We start from the raw sequence: 19,538 nt of genomic DNA, 5'->3' as shown, positions 1-19,538 counted from the left end.
GCTGACCAGTAACGTAAAGTATTTGGAGTCTATCATTATGAACAGCGAACTGTACGCGCAAATTAATCCCCCCCATCGCTTACTGATGGGGCCGGGGCCGATCAACGCCGATCCGCGCGTATTACGGGCCATGGCCAGTCAGTTGGTGGGGCAGTATGACCCTGCAATGACGAACTACATGAATCAGGTGATGGCGCTCTATCGTCAGCTTTTCCGCACGGAAAACCGCTGGACGATGCTGGTGGACGGCACCTCGCGCGCGGGAATCGAAGCGATCCTGCTGTCGGCGATCCGTCCCGGCGACAAAGTTTTGGTGCCGGTGTTCGGTCGGTTTGGTCATCTGCTGTGTGAAATTGCCCGCCGCTGTCGGGCTGATGTTCATACCATTGAAGTACCGTGGGGTGAAGTGTTCTCGCCTGACCAGATTGAAGAGGCCATTAAAACGGTACGCCCGCGTCTGTTGCTGACGGTGCAGGGCGACACCTCCACGACCATGCTGCAACCGCTGGCCGAGCTGGGAGAGATTTGCCGTCGTCACTGCGTATTGTTCTATACCGATGCCACCGCGTCTTTCGGCGGCAACCCGCTGGAAACGGATAAATGGGGATTGGATGCGGTCTCTGCCGGATTGCAGAAATGTCTGGGCGGGCCGTCCGGCAGCTCACCGATCACGCTTAGCCCGCAGATGGAAGCGGTGATCCGCCGCCGCAAATGTGTGGAGCAGGGGATCCGCACGGACACGCATCAGGACGGCGACGATGAGATGATCTATTCCAACTATTTCGATCTCGGCATGGTGATGGATTACTGGGGGCCGGAGCGTCTGAACCACCATACGGAAGCGACAAGCATGCTGTTCGCCGCACGCGAGTGTGCGCGGGTGATCCTCGAAGAAGGGCTGGATCGCAGCATTGCCCGCCATGCGCTGCATGGCCATGCGCTGGTCGCGGGGATTCAGGGTATGGGGCTGGAAATCTTCGGCGATCTTAATCACAAAATGAATAACGTGCTGGGCGTGGTGATCCCTGACGGCGTGCACGGCGAGCAGGTGCGCAAGCTGCTGCTGGAAGATTTCGCCATTGAGATCGGCACCTCGTTTGGTCCGCTTCAGGGCAAAATCTGGCGCATCGGCACAATGGGCTATAACGCGCGTAAAGACTGCGTGATGCAAACGCTGACGGCGCTGGAGGCAGTGCTGAATCGTCTTGGCTTCCGCACCGTGCAGGGCGAAGGCTTGCAGGCCGCCTGGAATTGTTACGCGGCGGATGAGGGGCGCGCATGAGTGACATGTTGATGTCGCCCGCTGTGGCACAGGCCGCCGCTGAACGGGTTATGTCGCTCTGTGATGCGCTGGCGGAAATCAGCGAAACGCCCGGCCAGTTGACCCGCGTCTACCTGTCGTTGGAGCATTTGCGCGCCAATGCGCAGGTGGGGGAATGGATGCACGAAGCGGGGATGAACGTCTGGCAGGATAGCGTGGGCAACATTTGCGGTCGTTATGAGGGACAGACGCCGGATGCCCCCGCGCTGCTGCTCGGTTCGCATCTGGATACGGTACGCAATGCCGGACGCTACGACGGGATGCTGGGCGTATTAGCGGCCATTGAAGTGGTGCGCGCGTTCCATCAACAGGGGATCCGCCTGCCCGTGGCGCTGGAAATTATCGGCTTCGGCGATGAGGAAGGCACGCGTTTTGGCATCACGCTGCTGGGCAGCCGGGGGATAACCGGCACTTGGCCGGAGAGCTGGCTGGCGTGTCAGGATGCGGAAGGGACCAGCGTCGCGCAGGCGTTGACCATTGCGGGACTGGATCCGCTTCAGGTCGCGCAGGCCGCGCGTCCGGTCAGCGACATCGTCGGCTATCTGGAATTGCACATCGAACAGGGGCCATGTCTGGAACAGCAGGATCTGGCGCTGGGCGTGGTCACGGCAATCAACGGCGCACGGCGGCTTAACTGCACGTTCCTCGGTCTGGCGGGGCATGCGGGCACGGTGCCGATGACGCAGCGCCAGGATGCGCTGGCGGCGGCGGCCGACTGGATGGCGCAGTCAGAACGGATTACGCGGGAAAGCGATCCTCATCTGGTCGCCACATTTGGCTCATTGCAATGTTTACCGGGCGCGGCAAACGTGATCCCCGGCGAGGTGAAGCTGACGCTGGATATTCGCGGGCCGGAAGATGCGTCGCTGGAGGCGCTGCTGCAAAAACTCCTGATGCTGGGGCAGAAAATCGCGCACCAGCGCGGCTGCCAGTTCAGCGCGGAGGAATATTATCGTATTGCGGCCACCCGCTGCGATCCGGCATTACAGTCGGTATTAAACGAGGCGGTGGCGCAGGTACAGGGAAAGACGCTGATGCTGCCGAGCGGCGCGGGGCACGACGCCATCGCCATCGCTGAACGCTGGCCGGTGGCGATGCTGTTTGTCCGCTGCCGCGGCGGTATCAGCCACCATCCCGATGAATCCGTTACCACGGCGGACGTGGCGCTGGCTGTCAGGGCTCTGGGGAATACCGTATTCGCGTATCGGGCTAAATAAGCGATGTCGGTTTCATCTTTTCCAACGTAATAACACCATTCACCTATCAGAGCGCCGTTTATGGCGCTCAGTACATCAAGATTATTTATCTGCTAAGAACGGCCTAAGCATTGTGATCTGAAATTATTTTCGGGAAACTTCTTATATTCATCTTATTCTTGCCTCAGCCAGAAATATTGGTAATGAAACGCATTCTTGTAGGATGATATCAATCAGAGCGCAGATGCTGATAATTCATCATGACAATAAGTATCTTAAAAGCAGTGAAACTTATTTTCGATAATAATGTAATATTAATGTTAACAAGTGGTGTGCGGATATTTATATTTTTTCGAAGTCTGTGTATGTCCTAAATAATTTTAGAGATATGAAAGCGATATAGGCATTCCGATGGGCACACTCAGTAAATTATGCGGTGAATCAATAGGCGGCATACAGGTGATTTTCGATATCATTGAGAGAATGCGACGTCATATGAATAAGGTTTATTACTGATATTACTGATATTACTGAATTTATCTGGTTATAGTTATTTTTCAGAAAACGGTAGTTTTATATGTTCTATAGATAATGTGTCTTGCGCTTTATTTCCATCGTATATTGATATCTCATAATTAATGTGTGGGAATAGTGATATTTCCATTTCAGGAGGAAAGATGCGCTATCTTTTTTTTCGTTCTGTATTGCTAGTAAGCTTGTTAGCCGGAATTAGCTTTATTGCTAAAGCCGCCGATCTCACCGTTGCATATCAGACGATCCCCGATCCCTCGCAGGTCGCGCAGGCCGATGGCGATTATGAAAAAGCGACGGGCTTGAAAATAGACTGGCGAAAATTTGATTCGGGAACAGAGGTGATTGCAGCAGTCGCTTCCGGCGATGTGCAGATAGCCTATCTCGGCTCCAGTCCTTTTGCCGCCGCGGTTAGCCGGAAAGTGCCGGTTGAAACGCTGCTGATTGCCTCTCAACTTGGCGCCAGTGAAGCGCTGGTGGTGCGCAATGGTGCGGGCATTGAGAAACCCGAAGATTTAATCGGTAAAAAAGTCGCTACGCCTTTTGTTTCCACCAGTCATTACAGTCTGCTGGCTGCTTTGAAGCATTGGAATATTGACGCCAAACAGGTTCACATCGTGAATCTGAATCCACCTGCGATTAGCGCCGCCTGGCGTCGGGGGGATATCGATGCGGCGTATACCTGGGAACCGGCGCTGGGTGTGGCGAAAGCGAACGGCAACGTGCTCATTTCCTCGGGCGATTTAGCAAAACTCAATGCGCCGACATTTGATGTCTGGTTAGTACGCAAAGATTTTGCTGATAAACAGCCTCAGGCGGCAAAAGCCTTTGCCAGAGTCACTCAGGATGCCTATACCCATTTCCGTCAGGATCCTCAGGGCTGGCTGGCAGACCGCAGTCATATCGAGAAACTGGCGAAAATTACGGGCGCGAAAGCCGAAGATATCCCGGGTTTACTTCAGGGAAATACCTATCTATTGGCCAGTGAACAACGAGAATTACTTGGCGAGCAAACCGTTAAAGCGATTAGTGATACGGCGGAATTCCTGAAGGCACAGCGAGGTATTGATACCGTATTGCCGGATTATTCTCCTTATGTGACGTCACGGTTTATTCCCGACTGATTTTTATGTCTGCCCCTGGGTGGAAATAGGCGCAGCTTTGCTGATGGATAAAGAATGACACTATTGCAACTCGAACGTGTTGGCATGCGTTATGCGGCGAACGAGCAGCCCGTGCTGAAAAATATTTCTTTTACGCTGTCAACCGGACAATTTATGGTGGCGCTCGGGCCTTCTGGCAGCGGAAAAACGACGCTGCTCAGCTTGATTGCCGGATTTCACCACCCGACGAAGGGGGCCATTTTGCTCGATGGCAAAGCCATTACCGGCCCGGGTCCCGATCGGGGCGTGGTGTTCCAGCATGATGCCTTGCTGCCGTGGCAGGATGTATTAGGAAATGTGGCCTTCGGGATGAAACTGGCCGATATGCCGCAGGCAGAGCGTGAACAAAAAGCGCGGCGCTTATTGGCGCAGGTCGGGTTGGACGGATACGATCGTCGCGCCGTCTGGCAACTTTCCGGCGGACAGCGCCAGCGTGTCGGTATTGCCAGAGCGTTGGCCGCCGACCCACGGATTTTACTGCTGGATGAACCCTTTGGCGCGCTGGACGCGTTTGCACGCGAACAGATGCAGGAGCTGTTGCTCTCGGTGTGGAAAAAAACCGCGAAGCCGATGTTTTTGATTACGCATGATATTGAAGAAGCGATATTTCTTGCGACCGATTTGATTCTGATGTCGCCATACCCCGGACGAATTATCGAACATTTACAACTGGGATTTGGTACGCGTTACGCGAATGGGGAAAGCGCACGATCGATAAAAGCCGATCCCGCTTTTATTGAAACGCGGGAAAAGGTCCTCTCCCGCGTCTTTTCCGAACGTGAACAATTTTTACCGCATAATGAGGAGGCACAATCATGAGCGCTGTAGAACGTTCTGTTGAGCCACACTGTCATCGACGACAATCGCCCGCGGAAAAGAAACCGATTCCGTTGATTGTGATCAGCAGTCTTAGTATTAGCGGGCTGCTGATCGCATGGTGGCTGGTCTCGTGGTTTGGTCTTGTCGAGCCGCTGTTTCTTCCTGCGCCTGATGTGGTGTTACAACGACTGTGGGGGCTGATCACCGTCGGGTATATGGATGCCACGCTTTGGCACCATTTATTCGCCAGTCTGCAACGTATCGGGCTGGCCTTACTGGCGGCATTGTGCACGGCGATCCCACTGGGGATTGCCATCGGTCGCAGCCGGACGCTGCGCGGAATTTTTGACCCGTTGATTGAATTTTATCGCCCCATCCCGCCGTTGGCCTATCTCCCCTTGATTGTGATCTGGTTTGGGATTGGGGAGTTTTCAAAAGTATTACTCATTTATCTGGCCATTCTGGCACCAATTGTGATTGCCACCGCTGACGGCGTCCGTAGCACCGATCCGACCCGGATTCTCGCGGCTCAGACGCTGGGGGCCACGCCGGCGCAGCTTATTCGCCATGTCATCTTACCCAGCGCTCTGCCGGATATTCTGGTCGGCGTGCGTATTGGTTTAGGCGTGGGGTGGTCGACATTGGTTGCCGCAGAACTGGTCGCCGCGACGCAAGGGCTGGGGTTCATGATTCAGGCCGCTTCACAGTTCCTGTTGACGGACGTGGTCATTCTGGGAATTCTGGTTATCGCCGCGATTGCCTTTATCATGGAGATGGCCTTGCGCTATTTGCAACGTAAACTGGTTCCCTGGCAAGGCAAATAATAGGTTAGGCGATTTTTCCGTTGCCACCGCAGAGCATAACGATGGCAACGGAAGAGATGGGGCTATTTTTCTTCGCTGAGCACCTGCCGCAGGATGCTGAACAGCTCATCAATATAGGCGGGATCCGCGGACAGGATCGGGGCCAGAATTAAGGTGTCGCCGGTGGATTTGAGATGCAATCCGCGTTCAAAAAGCTTTTTCTGTAATTGATAGCCGCGCTGTCCCGGTTTTTCTGTCGGTTGCAGTTCAATTCCGCCTAAGAGTCCAAACCCACGGATATCGCTGATTATCGGAATCCCCTGTAGTTCAAATAAGTTATCTAAAAAATAAGGGCTGAGTTTTTCGCCATTAGCAAAGGTGTTTTCTTCCTGGTACAAGCGTAGGGTGGCGAGTGCCGCCGCGCACGCCGCCGGATGGGCGCTCCAGGTGTAGCCGTGAAAAAACTCAATCTCTTGCTCGCCCGCGGCATTCACTATGCAGTCATAAATTCGGCGGTCGACCGCGACGGCAGCCATAGGTTGCGTACCATTGGTTAATGCTTTCGCAAGCGTAATGATATCGGGTCGGATCGCAAAAGTTTGGCTGGCAAACGCTTTACCGGTTCGTCCAAATCCACAAATCACTTCATCCATGATCAACAGGATGTCGTAACGGTCGCACAGTAGTCGAATTCGCTCCAGATAGCCTTTCGGGGGAACCAGCACGCCAGTCGAACCGGCGATAGGTTCGATCACGCAGGCCGCAATATTTTCCGCCCCGTGTAACTCAACCAGCCGTTGTAAGTCGTCAGCCAGATAGTCGCCGGATTGGGGTTGACCACGCTGAAAACGATTTTCCTCCAGCCAGGTATGACGCAGGTGGACAACCTGCGGCCAACTGCCGGCAAACTGTCGACGATTATTGGTCAGCCCGCTTAAAGCGACGCCGCCAAAATTCACGCCGTGATAGGCCCGCTCGCGGGAAATAAACAGGGTTCGCGAACTCTGTTTCCGTGCGCGCTGGTAGGCTAGCGCCACTTTCAGCGCGCTGTCGATGGCCTCGGAACCGGAATTGACGAAAAACAGGCGGTCAAGCTGCGGCGGGAGAATTTTAGCCAGCTCTTTTGCGGTTTCAAACGCGAGAGGGTGGCTGCGGTAAAAACTGGGGGTGTAGTCCAATGTCATCAGTTGCTGATAAATTGCATCGGAAATCGCCTGACGACGGTGGCCTAACGCCGAGGTAAATAACCCAGACACGCCATCCAATATGCGATTCCCCGCGTCGTCCTGATAATAGAATTTATCCGCTTGAGTAAATAGTTTTGGGTCCAGACGGAAATCGCCATTGGGGGTAAAGGGAAGCCAAAAGTTGTCATTAAGAATATGGCTGGAATACTTCTGATTATTGCTCATGATGAGTTACCTGACTTTGTAAGAATATTTGACATCTATGCAACATGTATGATTAATTTAATTATCAATTAGATAATAAAAGCTGCATTGTGCATGAGATACCGCCGTCATACTTCAGGCGACATGGGCGCTGGCTCTATTCGGCTTATCTCTGAGTTTCGTGATAGTCAACGCGCATATTGTTCAAAACGATAAGGTTTTGTCCTGTGATTCGAATGGTTTAGGCTATGTTGGATATAAAGAAGGACCATATTTTATAAACTATCCCATCATGTCAAAGATGATATTTTTCTTTTTATTCCCGTTTTTTATCTATCGTAAATAGACGATAACGTTGTGCGAAAAACCAGACGCTAATTTGTTGATATTCTAAAATTACCTTAATTTAATTAACGTTGTGTTTTGTTTTTTTAACGTCTTGTCAATGCTTTGTTAATACTCTAAATTTTAGATAAAAAATAAATATATTTATCCATAAGTGATATTTAATACCCTTTCCTGATGAAGGTTAGGATGCATTATATTTTCTCATTCTATGGTGTGCTTATGAGCAATATTTTGCGTAATAGTTTTATTCTTATTGTGTCCATGGCGCTGTCGGCGGTGGCTTATTCCGCTGATGTCGTGCGGATCGGCTACCAGAAATCGGCGACAACGCTGGTATTATTGAAAGGGGAAGGCTCTCTTGAAAAAAGATTGCGTTCTCAAGATGTTAAGGTCGAATGGAAGGAGTTTCCCGGCGGGCCTCAACTGCTGGAAGGGTTAAATATTGGTGCGATTGATTTTGGCTTTACGGGAGAAACACCGCCGGTATTCGCTCAGGCGGCAGGCGCCAGTCTGGTTTATATCGCCAATGAACCGGCTTCCCCGACGGCGGAAGCGATTTTGGTGCCGAAAGATTCGCCGCTGAAATCGGTCGCGGAACTCAAAGGGAAAAAAATTGCGTTAAATAAAGGCTCTAACGTTCACTATTTATTCGTGCGCGCACTGTACGAGGCCGGATTGCAATACAGCGATATCACGCCGGTTTATTTGCCCCCCGCCGATGCCCGCGCGGCATTCGAAAACGGCAGCGTCGATGCCTGGGTTATCTGGGATCCTTTCAGCGCCGCCGCGGAAAAACAGATCAACGCCCGTGTGCTGCGCGATGGGCGCGGAATTGTCGACAACTATCAGTTTTATCTGGCGACGCGTGATTTCGCAACCCAACACCCGCAGGTGATTACCGCACTGATCGAAGAGATCCGTCTGATTGGTAAGAAGGCCGTTGACGACCCACAGGCGGTTGCCCGTCAGATTGCGCCGCTCTTAGGGCTTCCTCAGGATATCACGCAGCTTGCCATTGAGCGGCAGGGCTATGACGCGCAGTTTATTTCGCCTGAGGTGATTGCTGGTCAGCAGCGTATTGCCGATACCTTCACCGACCTGAAATTGATCCCGAAAAAGCTGGATATCAAGCAGGCGGTCTGGACCCAACCGCAGTAATCCATCACGGGTCGGTCACTGGCCCGCAATCTTGTCTGGTCGTGCCGGAATAAAGGGTAATCCCTTCAAGGCGTATTCCGTGCAGGGTCTGGCGTTTACGCCTAACGATTTAGAGGTAACGTAATGAATCAGAATGCGACAGTTTTGAGTCCTCAAGAGTCACTCCTTTTGCAACGTGAAGCAGCGCCAAAAGCAAAAAGTCTGAACAGAACCGATACATTATTGAAAGAGATTCAGCAGGGAAGACCGAGTATCGATGTGGAGCGCGCTCGCTATTTCACGGAGTCGATGCGTGAAACCGAAGGGCAAATGCTGATCTTACGCTGGGCAAAAGCGATGTACCATATTGCTCAGAATATAACGGTCTATGTTGATGAGCGGCAGTTGATCGTCGGGCGTGCTGGCAAGCCGGGGCGCTATGGTATTTTATATCCTGAGCTGGACGGCGATTTTCTTGATGAGGCAATTAGGCAGCTTCCCTCACGACAGGAGTCTCCCTTTAGTATTGATGAGCGGGATTGCGCCGTCATCTATGAAGAAATTTCTCCGTACTGGCGGGGGAAAACCTACCATGAGCATTTATCGCAGGCATTGCCGGAAGAAACGCTGCGTCTGACTTACGATCCTGAAGATCGCCAGACTTCGCGGTTTATCGTCAATGAAACTTCTTCCTTTCGTTCATCCATTCAGTGGGTGCATGATTATGAAAAAGTTTTGAAACGAGGCTTTAAGGGCATTCGGCAGGATGCCGAGCAGCGTCTGGCAGAGCTTGACCCGTTTAATCCTGTTGAAAGCATGGAGAAAGCGCCATTTTTACAGGCGATTATTCTCGCTGCCGACGCGATTGTGTTGTGGGCTAAACGCCATGCGCAGCTTGCCAGAGAATTAGCGGAGAAAGAACGTGATCCCCGGCGGAAGTCGGAGTTGCTGGAAATTGCGGAACGTTGCGAATGGGTGCCGGAAAACCCCGCGCGGGATTTCCGCGACGCGCTGCAAGCGCAATGGTTTACCCAACTGTTTTCTCGTCTGGAGCAGAAGACCGGTACGATTATTTCCAATGGCCGTATGGACCAATATCTTTTTCCTTACTATCAAAGGGATATTGAGCAGGGCGTGCTGGATGACGAACAGGTGTTGGAATATCTGTCATGTATGTGGGTCGCGATGGCGCAGTTTGTTGACTTGTATATCTCACCGACAGGCGGGGCTTTTAATGAGGGCTATGCACACTGGGAAGCGGTGACGATCGGTGGGCAGACGCCGGAAGGGATGGATGCCACCAATGCTTTATCCCATCTATTTTTACGCTCCAAACGCGAGTTCCCTTTACACTATCCAGACTTGGCCGCGCGTATTCATAACCGGACTCCCACACATTTTCTTCACGATATTGCAGAGACAATTAAAGAAGGCACCGGCTTTCCGAAATTGATTAATGATGAAGAGGTCGTCCCACTTTTACTGTCTAAGGGGGCGACGTTTTCTGAAGCTTATGATTATGCGGTTTCAGGCTGCGCCGAATGCCGGATGCCAAACCGCGATACTTATACCAGCCCTTGCGCTTACATCAATTTCCCCGCGGCGTTAGAAATGACGCTCTATAACGGTCGGATGCAGCGTCACGGTACGGAGTTACTTGGTCTGGAGACCGGCGATCCGCGTGATTTCTCCTCGTGGGAGGATTTCTGGCAAGCCTACATCAAACAGCATAATAACTTTCTCCGTCATGCTTTTATTCAGCAGAAGATCATTATCGATTTGCGTGCTAAACATTTCGCCTGGCCGTTGGGGTCGGCATTACACGATTTATCGATGGCTGCCTGTAAAGATATTCACCAGCCGGTGATTGAAGGCGGGATTGATTTAGGCTATTTCGAGTTTATGGGCTATGGAACGGTCATTGATTCGCTGGCGGCCATTAAAAAATTGGTCTACGAAGAGCAGCGCATCACTATGTCTCAGCTGTTAGAGGCGCTGGAGGATGACTTTACGCATCATCAGGTATTGCGAGCGCTGCTGGCTAGTGCGCCAAAATATGGCAACAATGACCCTTATGCCGATGCTATTGGTAAGACTCTGGATAAAGTCTGCCTGGATTTTACCCGCAAATATTCAAAAGCGCTTGGTGTACACCTTGATCTCAGGTTGGTGCCTTTCACTTCCCATGTGCCGTTTGGCAAAGTGGTGCATGCCACACCGAATGGACGTAAAGCCTGGATGCCGCTGTCCGATGGCTCCTCTGCTTCGCAGGGATGTGATGCTAAAGGCCCGACGGCGGTGCTGCTGTCTAACTATCAGACCAAAAATTACCAATTTAGCGAACGCGCGGCCCGTTTGCTGAATATCAAGTTCACGCCATCGATTGTTGCTGGTGAGGAAGGGACACGCAAACTGTGTGATTTAATCCGTTCCTGGTGCGACCTGAAATTGTGGCATGTGCAGTTTAACGTTATTAACCGGGAAACGCTGCTGGCAGCAAAAGCCGACCCTGAACGTTATCGTGGGTTGATTGTGCGCATCGCGGGTTACAGCGCTTATTTCACCGATCTGTCACCGGATTTACAGGATGATCTGATCGCCCGAACCGGGCATGAAATGTTTTAGGCGGTGAATGTTGAGGGAAAATAACGATATGGTTTTTGGGTTAAGCGAGACGTGTGAAGCGAAGTTGCTTCATCCCGAAATCCTAACGGGCTGGGTATTCAATACCCAGCGCTATTCTCTGCATGATGGTGTGGGGATCCGGACAGTGGTGTTTCTCAAAGGCTGTCCGCTACGCTGTGAGTGGTGCAGTAATCCAGAATCCCAAAGCGGCAAGCCGGAAATCGCTGTTGATGTTCGCAAATGTCTGGGCAGTACGGACTGTGGTTTGTGTGATTCCCAGTGCCAGACTGCGGCGCTGAGCTATGCGCCAACCGGCGAGATATGTCTCGATCGCAACCTCTGTTCCAACTGTCTGGCGTGCACGACTCACTGTCCAACGCAGGCTCTGCATGGTTTTGGCGAGCAGATGACGGTGCGTCAGGTTCTGGATATTGTCGAGTCCGACAGTATTTTCTATCGGCGTTCAGGTGGGGGATTAACGCTGAGCGGTGGCGAACCTTTGATGCAAGGGGCGTTTACGCTGGCGGTATTGAAGGAGGCGAGAAGAAGGCGAGTCAATACGTTACTGGAAACCTGCGGCGATGGAAATTGGTCTGATTTACGCCAGATTGCTGACTATACAGACGCTATCTATTTTGACGTTAAGAGCCTTAATGATGAGCGGCATCGCCAATTTACTCACCGTGGCAATCGCCGCATTCTGAGCAACTTATTGCAGTTAGGAAAAACCTTCCCGCGCTTGCCAATACATGTCCGCACGCCGCTAATCCCCGGATTTAATGCGAACTGGGAGGACATCCGTGCGATTATTGATTTTATTTCGCCTTTGCCGCAGGTAAGCTATGAAATTCTGCCTTATCATCGTTTAGGTCGTGATAAATACCGATTGCTTGGGCGGGAGTATTTTCCAAAAGAACAACCGCTTAGCGATGATGTCAGCGCCGATATTATTCAGCGGGCGAAAGCCCTGTTCGGCGAGCGCTATGGCGCGCCGGCGACATAATGGCGTCGGCAGGCCCCATGCTTCTGGCGATGCCTGCCCGTCAATACGTTTACAGCGTAAAGCGATCGGCGTCGCGCCACGCGGGGAAGGATTCCCGGTAGCTTTGCAGTGCCTCCAAAGACAGCTCGGCATCCAGACAGGCGGGCTGGTTGGGGGCGGCGGAGGCCAGAATGTCCCCTTGCGCATTAATAATCAGGCTGTCGCCACGGTAGCTGTGACCGTTGCCGTCAGTGCCGACGCGGTTGCAGCCTGCAACGTAGGCCTGATTTTCAATGGCGCGCGCCGCCAGCAGCGTCTGCCAGTGTGTTGAGCGCGGCGCAGGCCAGTTGGCGACGTACAGCGCCAGATCGTAGTCCTGCCGATTGCGTGACCATACCGGGAAACGCAGGTCGTAACAGATCATCGGGCAGATGCGCCAGCCTCGCCATTCAAGGGTGATACGCTCCGTTCCCGCCTGATAGTGGTGGTGTTCATCCGCCATACGGAATAGGTGACGTTTATCGTAGTGGTACACCTTACCGTAGGGGTCGACCAGCAGGAAACGGTTCACCGCGCCTTTTGGCGTGTTCACCGCGACGCTGCCGCCGATTAGCGCGTTTGTCTTGCGCGCCCACTGGTGCAACCACGTTTCCACCACCTCTTGTTCCAGGCTGCCTTTGGCGGCTTCCATCGCAAAACCGGTGGTGAACATCTCTGGCAAAACAATCACATCACGCCCGCTCATCTCGGCCAGTAGGGTATCGAAGTGGCGCAGGTTGGCCTCCCCATCGCGCCAGACCAGCGGCTGTTGCAGCAATGAAATCGTTAAAGTCGACATAAACGCTCCGCGGCGGCATCCAACGTATCTTCCTGTTTAGCAAAGCATAGCCGAATCAACGTGTTTGGGAACGGTTCGGCGCAAAAGACGGACAGCGGGATGGCGGCGACGCCAACGTGTTCGGTCAGCCAGCGGCAGAAACTGACATCGTCCAGATCGGAAATCGCCCGGTAATCCGCCAGCAGGAAGTAGGTGCCTTCGCAGGGCAATATCTCGAAACGGCTGTCCGCCAGCGCGTTGATGAAGCGATCGCGTTTGGCGCGATAAAAATCGGGCAGTTCGCGCCAGTGTTGCGGCTGTTCGCGCAGCATATCGGCGATGGCGAACTGCGCGGGCGTATTCACGGAGAACGTCAGGTATTGGTGAACCTTACGCACTTCCGCGCTCAATGCCGCGGGAGCGACGCAGTAGCCGACCTTCCAGCCGGTCATGTGGAAGGTTTTGCCAAACGATGAGACGGCAATCGCGCGTTGACGCAGCGATGGGTGCGCCAGCACACTGGCATGCCCGTCGCTCGCGAAACAGATATGTTCGTAGATTTCATCGCTCAGCACGAAGATATGACGCGCGGCAATCGCCTGCCACAGCTGTTCAAAATCGGCTTTCTGCCAGACGGTGGCGGACGGGTTATGCGGCGTGTTCAGAATCACCAGCCGGGTGCGATCGCTCAGCGACGCGGCAAACTGCGACCAATCCACACGAAACGTCGGCGGCTGTAAGGCGATGCGCTTGAGTCTGCCGCCTGCCAGCGTGACGGCAGGCGCATAGCTGTCATAGCTGGGATCAAAACAAATCACTTCGTCGCCGGGGCGGACCAGCGCCGCAATGGCGGCAAACAGCGCTTCGGTCGCCCCCGCGGTGACGGTGACTTCACTCTCCGCATCCGGTCGCCAGCCGTACAGCGCGTGCGTTTTTTCGGCAATCGCCTGACGCAGCGGCGCGACGCCGGTCATCGGCGCGTACTGGTTAGCGCCCTGACTGACGTGATACGCCAGCCGCTGCTGTAAATAGTCCGGGCCGTCAAAATCAGGGAAACCTTGTGATAGATTGATGGCCTGATGCTGTTGGGCCAGTGCGCTCATCTGGGTGAAGATGGTGGTGCCCAGCGAAGGCAGTTTACTGTCGGGGATCAGAGCGGCGCTCATAGCGGGTAGGACTCCTGCAAGCCTGTATTGCCTGGTAATATAACATGCTGTTAGTATTTGGCAATCAAGACGCTTGGACGTTTAAACGGCTAAATTCATTTATGGACTAAGCCATAGCAAAAGCGTCTAACGTGCACACACCAGAAACAGGAAGCCCTATGACTGAACATCAACAATTGACGGCGCTGCTTGCGGCCTGCCACTGGATTGGCGAAAAGGGCTGGTGTCCGGCGACCGGCGGCAATATGTCGGTACGCCTTGATGACGCGCAGTGCCTGATTACCGAGTCGGGTAAAGACAAAGGCAGTCTTCAGGCCGAGGATTTTCTGCTGGTGGAGATCGCCACGAATCATGTGCCGAGCGGTCGCACGCCCTCGGCGGAAACGGGGTTGCATACGCTGCTGTATCGCCGCGATCCGACCATCGGCGCGGTGTTGCACACGCATTCGGTGAACGCCACGGTGCTGTCCCGGGTCGAGAAGGACGCTGAACTGGTGCTGCACGGTTATGAAATGCAAAAATCGCTGGCGGGGCAGTCTACCCATTTGGCGCGCGTGGCGATCCCGATTTTCGATAACGATCAGGATATTCCGGCGCTGGCGCAGCGGGTCGCCGACTATGCCAGCCATACACCGCTTCGCTACGGTTTTCTGGTGCGCGGTCACGGCCTTTACTGCTGGGGGGCCACGGTGAAGGAAGCACGCCGCCATCTTGAAGGGCTCGAATTCCTGTTCCAGTGCGAATTGCAACGACGACTGCTGGAGGCAAAAGCATGATTAAGGCCATTGTGACCGATATCGAAGGCACCACCAGCGATATCCGTTTTGTTCACCATGTACTGTTCCCGTATGCCCGCGGGCGTCTCGCTGCTACGGTGCGACAGCACGATCGCGATCCTGAGATCGCGCAGGCGCTGGATGCGTTGCGTCAGGAACTGGGTCAGCCGGATGCGGATAGCGACACGCTGATTGCCGCGCTGAATCAGTTTATGGATGAAGACCGTAAATCCACCGCGCTGAAGTTGCTGCAAGGCATCATTTGGCGTTCGGGCTACCATAACGGCGATTTTCAGGGCCATCTGTACCCTGACGTCGCTGTGCAGCTCGCCGTATGGCGGCAGCAAGGTCTGCGTCTGTATGTTTACTCGTCAGGTTCGGTGGAAGCGCAGCAGTTGCTGTTCGGCTACAGCAATGCGGGGGATCTGCGCCCGCTGTTGAGCGACTATTTCGATACCCGCGTTGGCGCGAAGCGCGAGAGCGACGCTTATCGCGCGATTGCGCAAGCTATCGGGCTGCCTGCCGGGCAGCTGTTATTTCTGTCTGACATCCGTCAGGAACTGGATGCCGCGCAGGAAGCCGGCTGGCACACCTGCCAGCTTATCCGCGATGACGCGGATAGCGTGAGCCGTCACCGTCAGGTGACGCGTTTTGACCAGATCGACTTACCGGAGTACGCCCAATGAGTGGATTAACCATTTTTAGCGACAGCGATGCAAGCCAGCCGGTTTGGCAAAGTCAGGATGCTGACGCGATCCAGAAGCAACTGAGCGATATTGGTGTCCGTTTTGAACGCTGGGAAGCGGGCCAGAAACTGAGCGATACCCCCTCATCTGAAGAGGTGCTGGCGGCCTACCAGCATGAAATCGATAAACTGGTGGCGGAAAAAGGCTATCAGAGCTGGGATGTGATCAGCATGCGCCCGGATAATCCGCAGCGTGCGGAACTGCGCACCAAGTTTTTATCCGAGCATGTGCACCACGAGGATGAAGTGCGCTTTTTCGTGGAAGGCGCAGGGCTGTTTTGCCTGCACCTGAACGGCAAGATTTACCAGATTCTGTGCGAAAAGAACGACCTGTTGTCCGTCCCGGCGGGCACCGCGCACTGGTTTGATATGGGGCCGGAGCCGTACTTCACTGCCATTCGCCTGTTCGACAACCCGGAAGGGTGGATTGCGCATTTTACCGGCGATAAGATCGCGGATGCGTATCCGAAGCTGGAGCGATAGCTCTAGAGCTTGTTGTAAACGAACGCTCTATGAATGAACGAGTATGTTTCGTGCGTTTCTACCTTTGCCGCTCTATGTTGCATGTTCCGAAACGCCCGACCCAGGGCGGCTCAATCGCCGTCGCCCTGGGAACCCTGGCTTTCGGCGGGAAATTATGCCGCTGACGCGGTACCTTCGTCGATATCAGGCTTTAACGGACCGCTTGCGACACGTTCCCGACGTGGCGCAAGCTTTCGCCGCGTCCATGCGGCTCATCCTAAGCCTGCTATCTCCTCAGCATAATTTTTTACGCCGGGTAACGGCAAAATACGAGATACCTCTGTATTGGTGTATTAAGAGGATTTCTTCATAGGGAAGTGCCAAGGTGGTTCTTTACCCCAAAAATATCAGCATTGTTTATCGTCACTTCAACGCTGTCTGGAATATCCCTTCCTGAACGTCCTGTGGCGTGACGACGCCGGTGTCGAGTACCCAGCCGCTGATTAATTCGGCGGGGGTGACATCAAACGCCGGGTTGTAGACTGCCGCGTTCTGCGGTGCCCACTGACAGTTCCCGAAGCTGCCGGAAACGCCGGTGACTTCGGCGGCGGCGCGCTGTTCGATAGGGATTGAGCGCCCGTGCGGGCAGGCCGGATCGAGCGTGGTGTGCGGTGCCGCGACGTAAAACGGGATCTGATGATAGTGCGCCAGCACCGCGAGGCTGTAGGTGCCGATCTTGTTGGCGACGTCGCCGTTGGCGGCGATGCGGTCGGCGCCGACCCAGATTGCATCGACCTGACCCTGCGCCATCAGGCTGGCGGCCATCGAATCACAAATCAATTGATAAGGAATGCCCAGTTCGCCCAGTTCCCAGGCCGTAAGGCGCCCTCCCTGCAAGAGCGGGCGGGTTTCATCGACCCACACCTGCTCGACCTTCCCCTGTTGGTGCGCACGCAGCAGCACGCCGATGGCGGTGCCGATGCCCGCCGTTGCCAGCCCGCCGGTGTTGCAGTGCGTCAGCAGGCGGCTGTTTGGTTTCACCAGCGTCGTGCCATGGTCGGCAATACGCTCACACAGTGCGCGATCTTCTTCGACTAACCGCTGGGCTTCCTGTGCCAGCGCCGCGACAAACTGTGGCTGCGCCAGCGCGAGTTTCATGCGATCCAGATTGTTCATCAGGTTCACGGCGGTAGGGCGCGATGCCCGCAGCGTCTCCAGCGCCTGCGCCAGTTCGGCCTGCGATAACCCTTTCTCCGCCAACAGCGCGAGCAGCAGGCTGGCGGACAGGCCAATCAGCGGCGCGCCGCGTACCCGCAACGTCTGGATATGCTCAACCAGTGACGTGACATCCGGGCAGGGGCACCAGCGTTTTTCTTGCGGAAGCGCCTGTTGGTCGAGGATCCACAGTTGGTTATCGACGATTTTCAGGCTGGTTGTGTTAAGTGTCTGCATTGGTCGTTAAATCCATGTTGCATCGATATTTGTATTCTGCCAAGATGCTGGTTGGATGTATAGACGTCCAAACGTTTTTATGTCTGTATCTTTGATTTTAAAATAGAGCGAGAGGTTGGAATGTCACTTTACCGCACTTTTACGGCGGATGACGCTGTAGAATATGCCCGCCGGTACGGCGGCGTCAGTCAGCCGCAAACGCTGGTCGCCGCAGAAGAGATCGGCGATGGCAATCTGAATCTGGTGTTTAAAATTAAAGATGAGACGGGCGTCAGCCGGGTGATTGTCAAACAGGCGCTGCCCTACGTGCGCTGCGTCGGGGAATCCTGGCCGCTGACGCTTGACCGCGCCCGCATTGAGGCTGAAACGTTGCTGACGCACGCGCGTTTTTGTCCGCAACATACGGTAGCCGTGCTGCATTACGATCCCGAACTGGCGGTCATGGTGCAGGAAGATCTCTCCGATCATCGCATCTGGCGCAGCGAACTGGTTAACGGTGCGGATTATCCGCAGGCGGCGGCACAACTGGGGGAGTATCTGGCGCAGACGTTATTCCACACCTCTGATTTTCATCAGCACCCGCATGAGAAGAAAGCGGCGGTCAGTCAGTTCACTAACCCCGAACTGTGTCAGATTACCGAAGATCTGTTTTTTACCGACCCCTATATCGAGCATGAACGAAACCAGTTTGACGCGGCGCTGACGCCGGATGTACAGGCATTGCGTGACGATAAGGCACTGAAACTGGCGGTCGCCGAGCTGAAGCACCGCTTCCTGAGCAAAGCCGAGGCGCTGCTGCACGGCGACATCCACAGCGGATCGATCTTTGTGGCGGAAGGGCGCCTGAAGGCGATTGATGCGGAATTCGGTTTCTACGGGCCGATGGGCTTTGATGTGGGGACGGCCATCGGCAACCTGCTGTTGAACTATTGCGGGCTGGCGGGGCTGCTGGCGCCACGTGAAGCGGCGGCGGGGCGCGAACGGCGTCTGGACGATATCCGAACGCTGTGGCAGACCTTTTCCACTCGCTTTCTGGCGCTGAGCGAACGCGAAAGCCGCGATCCGGCGCTGGCGGAATCGGGTTATGCCGCGCTGTTTTTGCAGCAGGTCTGGCGGGATGCCGTCGGCTACTGCGGAACCGAACTGATCCGCCGCACGATTGGGCTGGCGCACGTCGCCGATCTGGATGGCATTCAGGAGGCGGAAGCGCGTCTGGCATGTCAGCGTCATGCTATTTCACTGGGCAGAACGCTGGTGCTGGCGGCACCGCACATTGCGGATGTGGATGCGTTGCTGGCGCGAGTGCGGCAGAGCGGTGCCTGATTAGCCGCGTTATTCCCTTAGCCGCTCCCGTCAACGAACCGGATGGGCGCGGTAAACAGACTATTTCTTCCCTTTATTCATCATCGCTTTCAGATCCGCGAACGGATTATGGGTGGCAACCCCGACATCTTTCTGCGCATCTTCGCCGGCAACGACGGTCGAACCGTAGGTATCCGCATCGGTATATTTCGAATGCTCGTGGTCATGACAGTAGAGACACAGCATTTCCCAGTTGCTGCCGTCTTCCGGATTATTGCTGTGATCGTGATCGATGTGGTGAACGGTTAATTCGCGCAGGTTGGAATAGACGAATTCGCGTGAACAGCGACCACATACCCACGGGAAAAGCTTGAGCGCTTTTTCGCGGTAGCCGCTTTCAAGTCTGGCGTAGTTCTTGGGGATGTAAGCCATGTGTCGGGTTTCATTCAGAAGAAAAGATGGCGTCAATTTTACAACTGATGCGTGTGTAAAGGAAGGAGCA

17 protein-coding genes are annotated in these 19,538 nt (G+C 54.3%); 12 read left to right on the top strand and 5 right to left on the bottom strand.

The genetic code is table 11. From position 1 onward, the window contains the following. Positions 1-37: 37 nt before the first annotated feature. The 5 genes from EDC54_RS16440 to tauC all read left to right on the top strand — a co-directional run bounded on the left by EDC54_RS16440 (position 38) and on the right by tauC (position 5,854). The gene (locus EDC54_RS16440; protein ID WP_132458835.1) at positions 38-1,282 is read left to right on the top strand and encodes a pyridoxal-phosphate-dependent aminotransferase family protein; all 1,245 of its coding nucleotides are present in this window, start codon (positions 38-40) and stop codon (positions 1,280-1,282) included. Beyond that, positions 1,279-2,538: an allantoate amidohydrolase gene (gene hpxK, locus EDC54_RS16435; RefSeq protein WP_132458832.1), complete on the top strand. Its 1,260-nt coding sequence runs from the start codon at positions 1,279-1,281 to the stop codon at positions 2,536-2,538. Before EDC54_RS16440 ends, hpxK begins: the two co-directional genes overlap by 4 nt. 656 nt (positions 2,539-3,194) lie before the next feature. Further along, the gene (gene tauA / locus EDC54_RS16430) at positions 3,195-4,172 is read left to right on the top strand and encodes a taurine ABC transporter substrate-binding protein (RefSeq protein WP_132458829.1); all 978 of its coding nucleotides are present in this window, start codon (positions 3,195-3,197) and stop codon (positions 4,170-4,172) included. A 54-nt stretch (positions 4,173-4,226) separates the two neighbouring features. Next, positions 4,227-5,030, top strand: coding sequence for a taurine ABC transporter ATP-binding subunit (tauB, locus tag EDC54_RS16425; protein ID WP_132458826.1), 804 nt, complete (start codon positions 4,227-4,229; stop codon positions 5,028-5,030). Continuing rightward, positions 5,027-5,854 (top strand): taurine ABC transporter permease TauC, encoded by an 828-nt coding sequence (gene tauC / locus EDC54_RS16420; RefSeq protein ID WP_132458823.1) that lies wholly within the window; start codon positions 5,027-5,029, stop codon positions 5,852-5,854. Before tauB ends, tauC begins: the two co-directional genes overlap by 4 nt. 62 nt (positions 5,855-5,916) lie before the next feature. Here tauC and EDC54_RS16415 read toward each other — a convergent pair whose 3' ends face one another. Continuing rightward, positions 5,917-7,245: an aminotransferase class III-fold pyridoxal phosphate-dependent enzyme gene (locus EDC54_RS16415; protein ID WP_132458820.1), complete on the bottom strand. Its 1,329-nt coding sequence runs from the start codon at positions 7,243-7,245 to the stop codon at positions 5,917-5,919. A gap of 546 nt (positions 7,246-7,791) precedes the next feature. On the opposite strand from EDC54_RS16415, the gene EDC54_RS16410 reads away from it, so the two are divergent. The 3 genes from EDC54_RS16410 to EDC54_RS16400 all read left to right on the top strand — a co-directional run bounded on the left by EDC54_RS16410 (position 7,792) and on the right by EDC54_RS16400 (position 12,337). Next, complete coding sequence (locus tag EDC54_RS16410) at positions 7,792-8,730, top strand: sulfonate ABC transporter substrate-binding protein (protein WP_132458817.1); 939 nt, start codon at positions 7,792-7,794, stop codon at positions 8,728-8,730. 123 nt (positions 8,731-8,853) lie between these two features. Beyond that, positions 8,854-11,334: a (2S)-3-sulfopropanediol dehydratase gene (gene hpsG, locus EDC54_RS16405; protein ID WP_132458814.1), complete on the top strand. Its 2,481-nt coding sequence runs from the start codon at positions 8,854-8,856 to the stop codon at positions 11,332-11,334. Positions 11,335-11,362: 28 nt separating this feature from the next. Then, the gene (locus tag EDC54_RS16400) at positions 11,363-12,337 is read left to right on the top strand and encodes a glycyl-radical enzyme activating protein (RefSeq protein WP_230514545.1); all 975 of its coding nucleotides are present in this window, start codon (positions 11,363-11,365) and stop codon (positions 12,335-12,337) included. Positions 12,338-12,386: 49 nt separating this feature from the next. Here the strand turns inward: EDC54_RS16400 and EDC54_RS16395 are convergent, their stop codons facing one another. Both EDC54_RS16395 and EDC54_RS16390 read right to left on the bottom strand, forming a co-directional pair. After that, positions 12,387-13,154: an amidohydrolase gene (locus EDC54_RS16395; RefSeq protein ID WP_132458808.1), complete on the bottom strand. Its 768-nt coding sequence runs from the start codon at positions 13,152-13,154 to the stop codon at positions 12,387-12,389. Further along, complete coding sequence (locus EDC54_RS16390; RefSeq protein WP_132458805.1) at positions 13,142-14,299, bottom strand: pyridoxal phosphate-dependent aminotransferase; 1,158 nt, start codon at positions 14,297-14,299, stop codon at positions 13,142-13,144. Before EDC54_RS16390 ends, EDC54_RS16395 begins: the two co-directional genes overlap by 13 nt. Before the next feature lie 158 nt (positions 14,300-14,457). On the opposite strand from EDC54_RS16390, the gene EDC54_RS16385 reads away from it, so the two are divergent. From EDC54_RS16385 to EDC54_RS16375, 3 genes are read left to right on the top strand one after another with little or no spacing between them, the layout of a single operon-like run. Then, positions 14,458-15,075 (top strand): methylthioribulose 1-phosphate dehydratase, encoded by a 618-nt coding sequence (locus EDC54_RS16385; RefSeq protein ID WP_132458802.1) that lies wholly within the window; start codon positions 14,458-14,460, stop codon positions 15,073-15,075. Beyond that, positions 15,072-15,761 carry an acireductone synthase gene (mtnC, locus tag EDC54_RS16380; protein WP_132458799.1) on the top strand — a complete coding sequence of 230 codons (690 nt, stop codon included), beginning with the start codon at positions 15,072-15,074 and terminating at the stop codon, positions 15,759-15,761. Before EDC54_RS16385 ends, mtnC begins: the two co-directional genes overlap by 4 nt. Continuing rightward, positions 15,758-16,303 (top strand): 1,2-dihydroxy-3-keto-5-methylthiopentene dioxygenase, encoded by a 546-nt coding sequence (locus EDC54_RS16375; RefSeq protein WP_132458796.1) that lies wholly within the window; start codon positions 15,758-15,760, stop codon positions 16,301-16,303. The genes mtnC and EDC54_RS16375 overlap by 4 nt, the downstream gene beginning before the upstream one ends. Before the next feature lie 402 nt (positions 16,304-16,705). Here EDC54_RS16375 and mtnA read toward each other — a convergent pair whose 3' ends face one another. Beyond that, positions 16,706-17,734, bottom strand: a complete 1,029-nt coding sequence (mtnA, locus tag EDC54_RS16370) for an S-methyl-5-thioribose-1-phosphate isomerase (RefSeq protein WP_132458793.1) — start codon at positions 17,732-17,734, stop codon at positions 16,706-16,708. A gap of 120 nt (positions 17,735-17,854) precedes the next feature. Here mtnA and mtnK point away from each other — a divergent pair, with 120 nt between their 5' ends. Continuing rightward, entirely contained in the window at positions 17,855-19,057 is a 1,203-nt protein-coding gene (mtnK, locus tag EDC54_RS16365; protein ID WP_132458790.1) for an S-methyl-5-thioribose kinase, read from the top strand. Positions 19,058-19,117: 60 nt separating this feature from the next. On the opposite strand, the gene yajD is transcribed toward mtnK, so the two are convergent. Further along, complete coding sequence (yajD, locus tag EDC54_RS16360) at positions 19,118-19,468, bottom strand: HNH nuclease YajD (RefSeq protein WP_132458787.1); 351 nt, start codon at positions 19,466-19,468, stop codon at positions 19,118-19,120. Positions 19,469-19,538: the final 70 nt, after the last annotated feature.

It is taken from the genome of Samsonia erythrinae (assembly GCF_004342665.1).
GTDB classification, from domain to species: domain Bacteria; phylum Pseudomonadota; class Gammaproteobacteria; order Enterobacterales; family Enterobacteriaceae; genus Samsonia; species Samsonia erythrinae.
The sequence above is the reverse complement of the archived record's forward strand: the minus strand, read 5'-3'. Positions and strand labels throughout refer to the sequence as shown.